Origin of the sequence: Chromobacterium sp. Beijing, assembly GCF_021496765.1 — a bacterium.
Taxonomy (GTDB): domain Bacteria; phylum Pseudomonadota; class Gammaproteobacteria; order Burkholderiales; family Chromobacteriaceae; genus Chromobacterium.
On record NZ_CP053750.1, the window covers coordinates 3160309 to 3174629 of the forward strand.

Below are 14321 nucleotides of genomic sequence, written 5' to 3' on the forward strand. Positions count from 1 at the left end.
GCAATAGCCAGGCCGACAGCCTCCCTTTAAGTATTCGGCAACAAAACCGTTCGAATCTGGCGTTTCGGCCAGTCGAGAACGGCGATAGACCACGGTTATTATAACGAAAGCCTCAGCTTGCGCACCATTTGGCGGCAATTTAGCCGTAAATGCCTTGCCGCCAGCCTAAATCAAGCCGAGGCGATAGCTGATGCGGGCAATTTGGCGCTTCAAACCGGGTTCGCAACCTGAATTGGATGCCGAATCGCCCCTGCTGGTTCCATCGGACCGCGTCGAACCGCCCCAGTCGGCAGTTCGGCGCCGCGAGTCAGGCCCGCCGCAAGCGAGCCAAATGGAAGCGGAACGTCATTTTCAGGCCCATAAGGTCCGGTAGATGACATTTCTGACAGGGGCGCTCTGAAATATCTCGTGCCAGAATATTTCGTGTTCATGCAAATGAATGATTCCAAATCGTCTTAAACACTGCTTAGGAAAGCAAGGGATAGATCGATGAAAAACACTTCTCAAGCCAGTTTCCTTCCGGTGGTCCACGAGCTGGCGCGCACCTACCAGGCATTCGAACAGTTTGCCAGCCAGCACATTCGTCAGCTGGGCCTGACTCCGCCGCAATTCGACGTGGTCGCCACGCTGGGCCACAGCAAAGGCATGAATTGCAAGGAGCTGTCCGACCGCACGTTGATCACCAAAGGGACGCTGACCGGCGTCATCGACCGGCTGGAAGACAAGGGTCTGGTTACCCGCACCATGCAGCCCAACGATCGCCGCAGCGTGTTCGTCTCCTTGACCCAACACGGAGAACGCCTGTTCGACCAGGCCTTCCCCGCTCATATCGACTATATGCAGATCGCCTTTAAACGCTTTGGCGAACACGACCTGTCCGGTTTCTGCCAGGAATTGGGCCGCCTGCGCGAGGGCTTCAGCCTGGCGCTGGAAGAACAGGAAGAAGTCACGGCTTAGGATTCCTCCAGCCGTAACCGCCCTTACCCGGCGGCGAGGCGCGCGGTCCCGCAATGCGGTCCGCCCCTCGCCGCCATTGCGTTTTCAGCGCCGGCCGCGCACGCGGCTCAAGGGCTCTGAAACCGCACCGGCACCGTCAACACCGAATCCACCGCCTGGCCATTGCGCTTGGCCGGCGCAAAGCGCCAGCTTTCCACCGCGGCCTTGGCCGCGCGGTCCAGCCGCGGATAGCCGCTGCTGACCGCCACCGTCACCTCGCCGGCGCGGCCGGCGGCGCTAACGCTGACCCGCAGCAAGACCGTGCCCTCTTCGCCGTTCTCCCGCGACCGCTCCGGATATTCCGGCCGCGGATTGTTCAAATATTCGGCGCGATACAAGGCCACGCTGTCCTGTCCGCCGCCCCTTGCCGCGCCGGAAGCGCTTTGCGTCGACGCCGAGCCGGCCGGCTCGCCTTCCACGACGCTGGAGCCGCTTCCAAGCGCCGTCGGCAACGATGGACGCTGCCGCGGCGCGGCCGCAGCCGGCGGCGCCGCAATAGCCTTGGCAATGGGAAGGCGCTTGGGCTGCGGTGATTGGCGGCGCGGGGCCGGCGACGCTTTGGCCGCTTCCGACCTAGCCCCTACGCCATCGGGAACGCCGGCGGCCCGCGGCGCCGGCAGGCTTAGCGTCAGTACCGCGGCGCGAGCAGAAGGCCGCGGCGCGAACGGCCGCCAGCAAAACAGCAACAAGGCGTGCAGCAGCAAAGACGCCAGCAAGGCCCAAGCCCATCCAGGCCGCGCGCGCATCGCTCGCCTCAGCAGCGCATCCGGCTGCCCGGCCGGCTGTATTGCCACCAGGCCACCAGCATGGACACCAGATAAAACACAAAGAACATGCCGAAGGCCGGCAGGAAGCTGCCGAAGGCGGCCAGCGCGCTGCCGAAGGACTTAGGAATCACGAAACCGCCGAAGGCCGCCATCACCGAGCTGACGTTCATCGCCGACGCGCCGCGGCGGCCGCCGCGCGCATAGGCCTCGGCGATGTCCAGGCCGGCGGCCTTGGCCCCTTGGCCGGCCTGCAAAAGAAAGACCTTGGGCGCCAACTGGAAGGAAGAACCATTGCCGACGCCCGCGGCGAAGAAGATCAGCTGGAACATGGCGAGGAACAACCAGAACGAACCGCCGTTGCCGGCGGAGGGCATGCTCAGGTAGACGCCGACGGTGGCCAGCGCCATCACCCCGTTGCTGAGCATGGTGGCGATGCCGCCGCCGATGTGATCGCCCATCCAGCCGCCCAGCGGCCGCGACAAGGCGCAGACCATGGGGCCGATGAAGGCGTAAGGAGTGACGTCGACCAGTGGAAACATATTGCGCGCCAGCAAGGGAAAGGCGGCGGCGAAGCCGAGGAAAGTACCGTAGCTGCCCATGTACAGCAGGCAGATATACCAGGTGTGCGGGTCGCGCATCGCATCCAGCTGGTCATGCGGCGTGATGCGCAGCTTGGGCAGATCATGCGCGTACAACAGGCAGGCCAGCGCGATGATCACGATGAAGGGCAGCCATAGATAGCCGGCGTTCTGCAGCCACACCGGGTGAACGACGCCGCCGACGCCCCAAATCTGCGGCCCGCCCGCCTCGCCGAACAAGGGCAGCAGAATGACCACCGGAATCGCCAGTTGCGCCACCGACACGCCCAGATTCCCCAAGCCAGCGTTCAGCCCCATCGCCAGCCCCTTGGCCGCCTTGGGAAAGAAGAAACTGGTATTGGACAGATGGGAGGCGCTGGCGCCGCCGCCGATGCCGCACAAACCGGACACCAGCAGCAAGATGGGAAACGGCGTAGAAATGTCCTGCACCACCGCGGCCACGCCCAAAGCCGGCAGCAAGAGCAGCAAGGTGGAAATGCCCAGCCACAAGCCGCCGCCCACCCAGCTCCAGATCCACGAGTACAGCAGCCGCATCAGGGCGCCGACCAGCGGCGGGATAGACACCAGCAGGAACTGCTGCTGATTGCTGAGCGCGAATCCGACCGCCGGCAGATTGACCACCACCATGCTCCACATCATCCAGATATTGAAGTTCAGATGCAGCGACAGGATGGACAGCCAGAGATTGCGATTGGCGATGCGCCGCCCGCGGCGCAGCCAGAAGATAGGGTTTTCAGGTTCCCAACGCTTGATGCTTACGGTCATGCCCATTCATCCAGCAATGATATCGCCCGACGGCCGCTGCCGTCGGGAAGCTGCGCAGTATGCCATCCGCGCGCGCGGCCCGGTTTGCGCGCCGTCAAACTGTAACTGACGACAATAGTCCTCACCAGCCTGTTTAAACGATGACTAACAAAAACCTGGCCGACGCCAAGCGGACTTTGCCATTGCGCCAAGCGCTTTTTCAAAAGCTCGCCAGCGAGGGCGAGGCAAGGCCAAAACCGCTGAGAAAGCCGAATGTACGAGTGCGACATGAGCATTTCGAAGCGGTACTCACCGTGTAACGCTCCACGACGCGCAGCAGATCGTAAACAGCTTATTAGGCGGTTTCCCGCATTTTCAACGCTTCCACGATGTCCACCGCCACAATGCGGCTGACGCCCTGCTCCTGCATGGTGACGCCCACCAATTGCTCGGCCATTTCCATGGTCAGCCGGTTATGGGAAATATAGAGAAACTGCGTGCGCTCCGACATCTGCTTGACCAGATCGCAGAAGCGGCTGGTATTGGCGTCGTCCAGCGGCGCGTCCACCTCGTCCAACAGGCAGAACGGCGCGGGATTCAGAGAGAACAGCGAGAACACCAGGCTCATCGCCGTCAACGCCTTTTCGCCGCCGGACAGCAGGTGAATGGTGCTGTTCTTCTTGCCCGGCGGCTGGGCGATGATCTGCACGCCGGCGTCCAGCAAGTCCTCGCCGGTCAGCACCAGTTCGGCGCGGCCGCCGCCGAACAGCGTGGGGAAGAATTCGCGCATCTTGGCGTTGACCGCGTCGTAAGTGGCTTGCAGCATTTCGCGGGTTTCGCCGTCTATCTTGGCGATGGCCTCCTCCAGCGTGGCCATCGCCTGATTCAGGTCCTCGGACTGAGCCGCCAGATAATCGCCGCGCTTCCGGGCCTCATCCAGTTCTTCCAACGCGGCCAGGTTGACCGCGCCCAGGCCTTCCAGCGCGCGCGCCAGCCGCGCGATCTCGGCGGCCAACGCGTTCGGTTTCACCGCCTCGCTCAAATCGGCCATCAGCGCGGCTTCGTCGGCGCCGGCGCTGGCCAGCTCTTCGGCGAAGCGCTCCATCGCCAGCCGCGCTTCCTGGTGTTTGAGCAACCAGTCCGAGCGCGCTTCGCGCAGCGCCGGCAAAGCGGCGTTGGCTTGTTGTTGTTGATGGGTCAGCTCGCGCAGCTTCTCGGTCAGGCCGTTTAGCCGGTCGCGCACCGCGCCCAGACTGTGTTCGCGTTGCTCCCGCTCGGCCAGGGCCAGTTGCAAGGCCTCCTCCGGCACCGCCTCCTCCACCGCCTCGGCCTCTTCGGCCAGGGTTTCCAGGCGCTCGGCCAGTTGCTGGTCGCGCTCGTCCAGTTCGCGGCCGCGCCGCGCCAGCTCCGCCACCTTCTGCTCGGCGGTGCTCATTTCCAGTTTGATCTCGTGCAGCATGCGCTCGGCGTCGCGGGTCTTGTTGCGCGCCAGTTGCAAGCCGGTTTCGGCGTTGAGCCGGTCCACGCGCATGTCTTCCAGCTGCACCGTCAGTTCTTCCAGCGTCAGCGCCGTCTCTTCGCCCAGCATTTCGGCCTCGGCGATGCTCTGGCGCGCCAGTTCGCCCTCTTCGGCGATGCGGCCGCGCTCGGCCTCGATCGCCGCCAGCCGCGCCGCGCCCTGCCGCGCGGCCTGATCCAGCTTGACGTGTTCCAGCGTCGCCGCGTTCAGCTCCGCTTCCAAGCGGGTCAGCGCGCCCTTTTGCGCGCGCACCGCCTCGGCCAGCATGCCGCCGCGGCTTTGCAAGGATTCGCGGCGCCGCTGCAAGGCGTCGATTTCCGGCGACAAGGCGTCCAGCCGCGCCTGCGCCGCTTCCAGCAGCGCCTTGCGCGCCATCAGGCCGTCGCCGCTGGCTTCGGCGTGCAGGCAGAGGCTGGCGGCGTAAACGCGGTGGCCCTCCGGCGTCAGCAGGCAGGCGCCGGCCGGCAACTGCCCGCGCATGGCCAAGGCCTCGTCCAGCGAGCCGGCCAGGTAGACGCCGGCCAGCCAGTCCTGCAAGGCCGCCTGGAAGGGCTGGGCGGCGCGCACTTGCTGCAGCAACGTCGGCCACGGACGCTCGGCCTGCCAATCGCGCGCCGCCGCGCCGTCGGCCAGCGCCAGCGCCGCCGGCGGCGGTTCTCCTTGCAGCGCGGCGGCGCGCGCGGCCAGGCGCTCGCCCAGCGCCGCCTCCAGCGCCGGCTGCCACTTGGGCTCCACCTGCAGGCTTTGCCACAGCTGCGGCGCCTCGGCCAGGCCGCGGCGCTGCAGCCAGGCGTCCAATTGTTCGCTGGCCGCCTCGCGCGCCAGCATGCCGGCCAGCGCGGCGGCCTCGGCCTCGGCCCGCGCCTGTTCGCTGCGCAGCCCGGCCAGTTGTTCGTCCAGTTTTTCCCGCTCGGCCGCCAGGTCCGCCTGCTTGGCCTCGTCGGCCACCAGCCGGCTGCGCACCGTTTCCAGCGCGCCGCGCGCGCGTTCCGCTTCGGTGGCGGCGGCTTGTTGCTTCTCTTGGTCCGGCAGGTTCAGATCGCTCAGTTCGCGCCGCAATGCGTCTTCCCGGCCGGACAGTTGTTCCAGGTTGCGGCGCTGATGCTCGCCGTTCTGGCGCGCCAGGTCGCGATCGCGGCCGAGCTTGGCCTGCTGCGCGGTCAATCCGTTCAATTGTTGTTCGATGGCTCGGTATTCCGCCTCGGCGGTGGGCAGTTCGTCCGCGCCGTCCTCCAGCGTCATCTGCGCCTCTTCCAGCCGCATCTGCGCTTCTTCCCGCCGCGGCAGCCAATCGTCCAGTTCGGCCTTCACCTGGCCGCGGCTTTCGGCCAGCACCTGGCGCTCGGTGCGCACGGCGCCCAGTTCGCGGTCGACGCGGGCGCGGTTCTGCTCGCGATGGCGCTGAGCCTCTTCCAGCCGCGCCAGTTGGGCGTTGGCCTCGAACAAGCGCTGCTGCGCCTCGTGCACTTCGTCGCTGGCGGCGAAATGGCTTTCGCGCACGGTTTCGGACTCGGCCTCCACATGGGTGACCGCGGCCTCCAGCGCCGCTTCCTCGGTTTCTATGCGCGCCAGTTCCCCGCGCGCCGCCGCCTCGTTGCGCGCGGCCTCTTCGCGCCGCGCCAGGGCCAGCAGGTTTTGCTTGTGCGTCAGCGCGCCGCGCAGATCGTGGTATTGGGCGGCCACTTCGGCCTGCTCGGACAGCCGCTCCACCTGGCGTTCCAGCTCTTGCCGCAAGTCGGCGATGCGTTCCAGATTGGCGCGGGTGTCCGCGATGCGGTGTTCGGTCTCGCGGCGGCGTTCCTTGTACTTGGACACGCCGGCGGCCTCTTCCAGATAGGCGCGCAGTTCTTCCGGCCGCGCTTCGATGATGCGGGAGATCATGCCCTGCTCGATCACCGCGTAGCCGCGCGCGCCCACGCCGGTGCCCAGGAACAGATCGGTGATGTCGCGGCGGCGCACTTGCTGGTTGTTGATGAAGTAGCTGGATTCGCCCTGGCGGGTCAGCACCCGCTTGATCGACACTTCCGCGTACTGGCCCCAGGCGCCGGTGAGCGCGCCGTCGCCGTTGTCGAACACCAGTTCCACCGAGGCGCGGCTGACCGGCTTGCGCGTGGACGAACCGTTGAAGATCACGTCCTGCATCGATTCGCCGCGCAGCTGCTTGGCCGAGGATTCGCCCAATACCCAGCGCACCGCGTCTATCACATTGGACTTGCCGCAGCCATTGGGGCCGATCACCGCCACCAGTTGGCCGGGCACGGCAATGCTGGTGGGGTCGACGAATGACTTGAAACCGGCAAGCTTGATGTGGGTGAGACGCAAAATGTCCTCGCAATGGCTGGGCGAAAATCGGCATTTTAGCAGTTGCCCGCCTTCGCCGCGCGTCGCGCGCGGACCTGTTGCGCGTCGCGCAGCCGCATCTACCCGGCCCGCCGACTTATGCCATAATGGCCGCATGGAACCGCTATCGTTGTCCAATCAATTCTTGATCGCCATGCCCAATATGGCGGACCCGCTGTTCTCGCGCTCGCTGGTCTTCGTCTGCGAGCACGGCGAGCACGGCGCCATGGGCCTGATCGTCAACAAGCCTTCCGGCATCGCCATGGCGCAGTTGTTCGATCAGATCGATCTGCCGCTGGACGGCGACTCGCTTCGCGCCGAGCCGGTCTACTTCGGCGGACCGGTTCAGCCGGACCGGGGTTTCGTGCTGCACATGCCGGTGGGCAATTGGCAATCCAGTCTGCTGGTCACCGACGACATCGCGCTGACCACGTCCAAGGACGTGTTGATCGCGGTGTCTGAAAACCACAAGCAGCCGGACCGCATGCTGATCACCCTGGGCTATTCCGGCTGGAGCGCCGGCCAGCTGGAGCAGGAGATCGCCGACAACGGCTGGCTGACGGTGCCGGCCCGGCCGGACATCATCTTCGGCCTGCCCTGCGAAGAACGCTACGACGCCGCGATGGCGCTGCTGGGCTTCGATCCCTCGCTCTTGTCCACGGATGTCGGCCATGCCTGAAGGTTGTGCTTTGGCATTCGATTTCGGCGAGCGCCGCATCGGCGTCGCCGTCGGGGACACCCTGCTCGGCATTCCCCACCCGCTCATCACCATAGACACGGAAATCAACGACGCGCGCTTCGCCGCCATCGCCGCCTTGATCGCGGAATGGCAGCCGGCGCAGCTGGTGGTGGGGCTGCCTATGCACATAGACGGCACCGAACACCAGATGACGCAGCTGGCGCGCCGCTTCGCCAACCGGCTCAAGGGCCGCTACGGCCTCCCGGTGTGGCTGGTGGACGAACGGCTGACCTCGGTGGTGGCCGAATCCATGCTGGAAGAAGCCGGCGTGCGCGGCCGCAAGCAAAAGCCGGCGCTGGACCAGGTGGCGGCCCAGGCCATTCTGCTAACCTGGTTCGAGCATCCCGGCCAGGCCGTCTGAGCCCATCATGAAATTCTCGCCGCAAGCCCGGGTCAGCGCGCTGATGCTGGCCTTTCTCGCCAGCCTGCTGGGCTTGATCGCGGTCTTGCTGACGCCCAGCCATCAATTGCGCGAATGGCGCAACGCGCCGGGCCACGTGGAAAGCAGCCGCATGCTGGTGGTGTCCAGCGACGAGCATCCCGATCAGCTGTACTGGCAGCCGCATGTGCAATACCTGTACACGGTGCGCGGCCAGGTCTACCACAGCGACCGGCTGTTCGCCGTCGACGGCGCCCTGCCGGGCGACCGCAGCAACGCCGACGATCTGACGCGGCGCTTCCCCTCCGGCAAGGCGATCACCGTCTACTACAATCCGCGCAGCCCCGCCGAATCCGTGCTGATCAAGGGCGGCGACAGCGATATCGGCAGCGCCAAATTCATCCTGGCGGCGCTGAGCGCGCTGTTCGGCTGGGCGCTGCTGTACCGGCTGCGGGCCAAGCTGCCGCTGCCGCGCCGGCGCATTCACCGAGGCATCCGCGCCCCATGAGCGAAAAAGTCATCGCCCTGCTGGTCATCGCCATCGGCGTGGCCGTTTCCGCCTATCTCTGGCAGCAGTCCGCCAAGGCCCAGCAAGCCGCCGGCTGGCCCAGCGTCGCCGGCAAGATCGTCTCCAGCGAAGTGGACTGGCGCCACGCGCGCGGCGGCGACAGTTCGGACCGTCGGGAATACCGCGCCATCGTGCGCTACGAATACCGCGTGGCCGACGGCGTCCACCGCGCCGAGCGGCTGCGCTTCCCCAACCCCGGCTACGGCAGCAGCGACGAGCAGGCGCGAGAGATCGTGCAACGCTATCCGGCGGGCAAAACCGTGCCGGTGTTCTACAACCCGCAGAATCCCGAAGAAGCCTGCCTGGAGCCGGGCAAACACTGGTCGGCATGGCTGGCCCAGGCCGTTGGCGCGCTGGTGGTCCTTGTCGGCCTGTTCTTGCTGCGGCGCTGACGCGCGTCTCCTGACGACTCCATAAGCGCCCTTCCCGCACACCCAGAAATCAATCCAGGCAGCGATCTCATCGATACGCGGGGCTAAGCGCGCTTAGATCCATGGCTTCGCAAGCCATCACTTTTCCATCGCGGAACGTCTCGCGACTCAGCTCGCCTAATACCCGCCCCGGCGGGAGTTCCAACAAAGTCCGCATGCCGCGTTCCCAGGCGTGGCGCGCCGCATCGGTCCAGCGCTGCTGTCGCGCCATATTGCAGGCCAGATCATCGGCCAAAGCCTCGGCGTCGAACAAGAGCCGCGCGCGGCTCACGCTTAGATAGGGCACCGCCGGCCGGCATATTGCCACCCTGGCGATAGCGGCCCGCAGCTCCTGAGCCGCCGGCTCCAGCAGCGGGCAGTGCGACGGCACGCCAAGCTCCAGACTTTGGCAAGCCCGCGCCCCCGCCGCTTTGGCCGCGGTCTCCAGTTTCGCCAAGCCATTTCCGTGTCCGGCGGCCACAAACTGGACATCGCCATTCAGATTCGCCAGATACAGCGGCGTAGCCGCGCAGTGTATCGCGGCGATCAAGCCTTCCAGCCGCATCTGGTTCAATCCGGTCACCGCCAGCATGCCGTAGCCCATCGGGAAAGCCGTCTGCATCAATTCTCCGCGCAAGGCCACCAAGCGCAGGGCGTCGTCGAAACCCACCACCTGCGCCGCCACCGCCGCCGGCCAAGCGCCAATGGAAAGTCCCGCCACCATCGCCGGCCGCCAGCCTGAAGCCGCCAGCAAACGCGTTGCCGCGACGCCGGCGATCAGCAGGCAAAGCTGGACCGCGCGGGTGGACTGCAAAGCCTCCACGCTATCCAGGGTCAGCGGATTGACGGCCAGGACTTCGCCCGCTTGCTTCAAGGTTTGCGCCACCGACGAGTGCTCAGGCAAGCAATGCAACATGCCGGCGCGCTGCGCGCCCTGCCCGGGAAAAGCAAACAACACGCTCACGACATCGCCTCCTTCAACCAGGGGTCGCCAAACAAACGAGGGCCCTGTTCCGTCTTCAACAGCACCGCACCGCGCGCCGCCAGCCATTCCGCCAGCGCGAAGCCACCGTGGTCGATATCGATCTGGATATCGAGCCGGCACCCGGGCCATGAACTCAAGCGACGCAAATCATCCAGCTGCGTCCGGCCAGGCCGCTGCGGCAGCCGGATCAGCAAATCCAGATCACTCTCCTCTCGCAGCAGCGGCAAACCGCTGGCTAGCGCGAAACCGCAACTGCCCGTTGGCCCCCAGGCCCAGCCGCGGGCGTCCATCCAGGGCCGCAGCGCGGCCAATGCCAGCAAGGCCGGCGGCCAAGGTCCGTTCCAATCATCCAACCTCGCCAGCAGGCTTTCCGGGCTCAAGCGTTCCGCCACCGCCGCCGGGGCCAACCAGGCCGCCAGCCGCTGCTCCCGCCGCCAACCGCGCAGGCCCACAGGAATATCACCGCCGGCTCGGACATCGCGCCGCACCACCGCCAGATCGGCCAATGGCCGGTCCGCTGCCAGCCAGTCCGGCCGCTCCGCCGGCAAACGCAGGCCGGCGGCATCGCCCACCCGCAGCAGATCATGCGCTTGCCAGCAAGGCACTCAGACCACGCCAAGCGCCGGCGGCGGTCGCCGTCGGGTCCAGGCGGTACGCAGATCATAGCCATGGGCCAGTTGCAGCACCGCCATATCCGCGCGCGGCCGCCCAATGATCTGCATGCCCATCGGCAGCCCTTGCCGATTAAAGCCCACCGGCACGCTGACCGCCGGCAAGCCGGCCATGGTGGCGGCCAGCACGACTTCCATCCAGCGGTGGTAGCTGCTCATCTTCACGCCGGCGATCTCTTCCGGCCAGCGCTGCTCCAGCGTGAACGGAAACACCTGGGCGCTAGGCAACAGCAGGTAGTCGTAGTCCTCGAACAGCGCCAGCATCGCGCGATACCAATCGCTGCGCACCTTGGACGCCTGGTAGACCTCCAACGCGCTCAACCCAAGTCCCCCCTCGATTTCCCATTGCAGTTCCGGCTTCAGCAAGCGCCGCTGCTCCGGATCTCGATAATGGTGTTCCAAGCTGCCGGCCACCAACCAGTGGCGCAAGGTTTGCCAGCTCTGCCATAGCGCGCTCATGTCGAAAGCCGGCGACGCCGGCGTCACCGTGCAACCCAGCGCGTCGAAATCCGCCAGGGCGGCGCGGCACAGCGCCAGCACACCGTCTTCCATCGGCAGATAGCCATCGTAGTCACCCAGCCAGCCCAGCCGCGCGCCGCGCAGATCACGCTCCAGCGGCTGCCGCAAATCCGGCGAATCGTAGGCCAGCGGCGCGCGCGGGTCGGCCCCGGCCTGAATGCGCAGCAGGGCCAGCAGGTCTGGCACCGACCGCGCCATCGGCCCCACGGTGGCCAGTTGCTGAAGGTAGAGCTCCGGCGAGGGGCCCAGCGGCGCGGCGCCGGCGCTGGGACGGAAACCAAAGACATTGTTGAACGCCGCCGGGTTGCGCAAGGAGCCCATCATGTCGCTGCCGTCTGCCACCGGCAGCATGCGCAAAGCCAGGGCCACCGCCGCGCCGCCGCTGCTGCCGCCGGCGCAGCGCGCCGGATCATAGGCATTGCCGGTAGCGCCGAATACCGGGTTGTACGTATGGGAGCCGGCACCGAACTCCGGCGTGTTGGTCTTGCCGATGATGATGGCCCCCGCCGCGCGCATGCGCTCCACCATGATGTCGTCCTGCGTGGACACCTGGCCGCGATACAGGGGCGAGCCCATGCTGGTGACCAAACCGCGCGCGGCGGCCAGGTCCTTGACCGCCAGCGGGAAGCCATGCATCCAGCCACGGCTGTGGCCGCGGCTCAACTCGGCGTCGCAACGCGCGGCTTCAGCCAGCAGGGCGTCGGCGGGTTGTAGCGACACCACGGCCTTGACCGCCGGATTCAGGGCTTCAATCTGTTGCAGATAAGCCCGCATCGCCTCCTGACAGGATACACGCCGCTCATGCAGCGCCGCGGACAGCGCGCAGCCGTCCAGTTCAACAATCTCCCGCGCGCCCGCAGGCGTTTCGATCTTAAACACGGCTCGCTCCTTCCCTTGGGGACGCCGCGCCGCGGCTCTCGATGCCGGCGCTCTGGCCGGCGCGCGCAGCCGGTAAGCGCCCAGCAGTCCAATTGGCAAACAGAACATCAGATAGAAGGCCGGCGCCAATGAGGAGCCGCTGCGCTGGGTCAGCAAGGTAACGATGAAGGGCGCGAAACCGCCAAACAGCATCACCGCCAGATTGTAGGAAATCGACATCGCCGTGGAGCGCACCTTGACCGGGAACAATTCGCTGACCGCGGCCGGCACCGGTCCGTTGCACAGGCCTTGCAACACGCACATGATCACTTGCACCGCCAGCAAGCGCGTAATGCTAGGCGTCTGCTCCAGCCACCAGAACAGCGGATAGACCAGCAGCAGCATCAGCCCCTGCGCGCCCAGCAGGATCGGCCGCCGTCCAATTCGGTCCGACCACCACCCGGACAAAGGCGTCATCAGGGTCAGCACCGCCACCGCAACGGTCTGGGCCGCGAAAGCCTGTTCCAGCGGCAGGCCAAACTGACGGCTGGCATAGCCAGGCATGCTGATCAGGACCACATAGAACACCGCGGTGCCCGGCACGATCAGCGCCAGCGTCGTCCACATGCCGCCCATATTGCCGGCCAAGCCCAGCACGAGCGGCTCGGCGGCCGGCTGGCGGCTGGCGTGGACGAAGGCTTCGGTTTCCTCCATATGACGCCGCATCCACAGCCCCACCGGCACAATCAGCAAGCCAAAGACAAAGGGCAAGCGCCAAGCCCAAGCCTCCAATTGCGACGGCGTGAAACCATAGCTGACCAGCGCGCCCATGGCGGCGCCGGTCAGCACCGCGAGCGACTGGCCGAACAACTGCCAAGAACCGTATAAGCCACGCTTGCCAGGCGGCGCCATTTCCACCAGAAAAGCGGTGGAACTGGCGTACTCGCCGCCGGTGGCGAAGCCCTGGATCAAGCGCGCCAGCAGAATGAGCGCCGGCGCGGCCACGCCGATGGCGGCATAAGGCGGCGCCAGCACAATGATGAGAATGGCCAGGCTCATCAATCCCATGATGAGCTGCAACGCCGCCTTGCGGCCCTTGCGATCCGCGTAGACGCCCAACAGCACCCCGCCCACCGGCCGCATCACGAAACCGGCGCCGAAAGTGGCCGTGGCAAGCAGCAAGGAGATGTATTCATTGCCATCCGCCGGGAAGAACAGCTTGGAAATCACTCCGGTCATGAAACCGTAGATGATGAAGTCGTACCATTCCAAGGCATTGCCTATGATGGCCGCCGCCACCTGTTGAATGCGAGAACGGGAAGAAGTCTCAAGCGACATAGCAGCCTCCTGCGATCGGGTGGGTACCCAAGAACCTGTTCAATGCCCGCCGCGCGGCGTGGAGCGCCGCCACGGCGAGCGCGCCTCGCCTCGCTCTTGCCCGCGCAATGGTGAACCGGCGCTCAAGCCATCAACGCACGCACGGCGAGGAACAACAAGGACGGCCCCAGCAGACAGCCCAGACCGGTATAAAACGTGGCGGTCATCGCGCCATAAGGCACCAGCTTGGGATCGGTGGCGGCCAGACCGCCGCACACGCCGCTGGTGGTGCCCATCAGGCCGCCGAAGATCATCGCGGTACGAGGGTTGTCCAGGCCGATGAACGGCGCGGCGAACGGCGTCGCCACCATCACCAGCATCGACTTGACCAGGCCCGCGGCAATGCTCAGCGCCATGGCCTCGGAACCGGCACCGATCGCCGCGCCGGTCACCGGGCCAACAATATAGGTCACCGCTCCGGCCGCGATCGTGCTCACGCTCACCGCATCGTCATAACCGAAAGCCAAGGCCACCGCCGCGCCCGCCGCGAACGAAACCAGCACCCCCAGCAATAAGGCTGCTCCACCGCTCGCCCCCGCTTGCCGCAAAACCCGCACATCCACGCCAAACGCCGTCGCGGTAATGGCGAAGTCGCGCAACATCGCGCCGCCAAACAAGCCGATGCCCGCCAATACCGGCACATCGGCGGCCCCCTTGTCGCCGCCGGTCCAGCTGCCGCAGACATAGGCCAGCACCAGGCCCAGCAAGATGGCGATGGCCGAACCGTGGATCCGCCCGGCGCATAAGCGCGCCGACAACCGGTAGGACAGCAACAGGGTCAGGCCAATGACGGCGAAGGCGGTCAGCAAGCCATTGCGGAGCAACACCTGCTCCAGCAACGCGCCCACGC

At 66.2% G+C, this 14321-nt stretch carries 12 protein-coding genes; 5 read left to right on the forward strand and 7 right to left on the reverse strand.

Features of this window, described 5'->3' with window-relative positions; genetic code table 11:
- The first annotated feature begins 489 nt into the window (after positions 1–489).
- Positions 490–957, forward strand: a complete 468-nt coding sequence (locus HQN78_RS14600) for a MarR family winged helix-turn-helix transcriptional regulator (protein ID WP_019103187.1) — start codon at positions 490–492, stop codon at positions 955–957.
- Between the two features lie 107 nt (positions 958–1064).
- Here the strand turns inward: HQN78_RS14600 and HQN78_RS14605 are convergent, their stop codons facing one another.
- The 3 genes from HQN78_RS14605 to smc form a co-directional block, all read right to left on the reverse strand.
- Complete coding sequence (locus HQN78_RS14605; protein ID WP_235084547.1) at positions 1065–1415, reverse strand: energy transducer TonB; 351 nt, start codon at positions 1413–1415, stop codon at positions 1065–1067.
- Positions 1416–1750: 335 nt separating this feature from the next.
- A complete protein-coding gene (locus HQN78_RS14610; protein WP_235084549.1) occupies positions 1751–3127 on the reverse strand; it encodes a nitrite extrusion protein in 1377 nt (458 codons plus the stop codon).
- Positions 3128–3461: 334 nt separating this feature from the next.
- The gene (smc, locus tag HQN78_RS14615; protein WP_235084552.1) at positions 3462–6947 is read right to left on the reverse strand and encodes a chromosome segregation protein SMC; all 3486 of its coding nucleotides are present in this window, start codon (positions 6945–6947) and stop codon (positions 3462–3464) included.
- Positions 6948–7080: 133 nt separating this feature from the next.
- Between smc and HQN78_RS14620 the strand changes: the two genes are divergently transcribed.
- From HQN78_RS14620 to HQN78_RS14635, 4 genes are read left to right on the forward strand one after another with little or no spacing between them, the layout of a single operon-like run.
- Complete coding sequence (locus tag HQN78_RS14620; protein ID WP_107798062.1) at positions 7081–7644, forward strand: YqgE/AlgH family protein; 564 nt, start codon at positions 7081–7083, stop codon at positions 7642–7644.
- The gene (gene ruvX, locus HQN78_RS14625) at positions 7628–8065 is read left to right on the forward strand and encodes a Holliday junction resolvase RuvX (RefSeq protein WP_107798061.1); all 438 of its coding nucleotides are present in this window, start codon (positions 7628–7630) and stop codon (positions 8063–8065) included. The genes HQN78_RS14620 and ruvX overlap by 17 nt, the downstream gene beginning before the upstream one ends.
- A 7-nt stretch (positions 8066–8072) precedes the next feature.
- The gene (locus HQN78_RS14630; RefSeq protein ID WP_107798060.1) at positions 8073–8591 is read left to right on the forward strand and encodes a DUF3592 domain-containing protein; all 519 of its coding nucleotides are present in this window, start codon (positions 8073–8075) and stop codon (positions 8589–8591) included.
- Positions 8588–9043: a DUF3592 domain-containing protein gene (locus HQN78_RS14635; RefSeq protein WP_107798059.1), complete on the forward strand. Its 456-nt coding sequence runs from the start codon at positions 8588–8590 to the stop codon at positions 9041–9043. Before HQN78_RS14630 ends, HQN78_RS14635 begins: the two co-directional genes overlap by 4 nt.
- A 67-nt stretch (positions 9044–9110) precedes the next feature.
- On the opposite strand, the gene mdcH is transcribed toward HQN78_RS14635, so the two are convergent.
- The 4 genes from mdcH to madM all read right to left on the reverse strand — a co-directional run bounded on the left by mdcH (position 9111) and on the right by madM (position 14319).
- Positions 9111–10025: a malonate decarboxylase subunit epsilon gene (gene mdcH, locus HQN78_RS14640; protein ID WP_235084555.1), complete on the reverse strand. Its 915-nt coding sequence runs from the start codon at positions 10023–10025 to the stop codon at positions 9111–9113.
- Positions 10022–10651, reverse strand: a complete 630-nt coding sequence (locus HQN78_RS14645) for a malonate decarboxylase holo-ACP synthase (RefSeq protein ID WP_235084558.1) — start codon at positions 10649–10651, stop codon at positions 10022–10024. The genes mdcH and HQN78_RS14645 overlap by 4 nt, the downstream gene beginning before the upstream one ends.
- A complete protein-coding gene (locus HQN78_RS14650; protein WP_235084560.1) occupies positions 10652–13432 on the reverse strand; it encodes an amidase in 2781 nt (926 codons plus the stop codon).
- 122 nt (positions 13433–13554) lie between these two features.
- A complete protein-coding gene (gene madM, locus HQN78_RS14655; protein WP_235084563.1) occupies positions 13555–14319 on the reverse strand; it encodes a malonate transporter subunit MadM in 765 nt (254 codons plus the stop codon).
- Positions 14320–14321 lie beyond the last annotated feature (2 nt).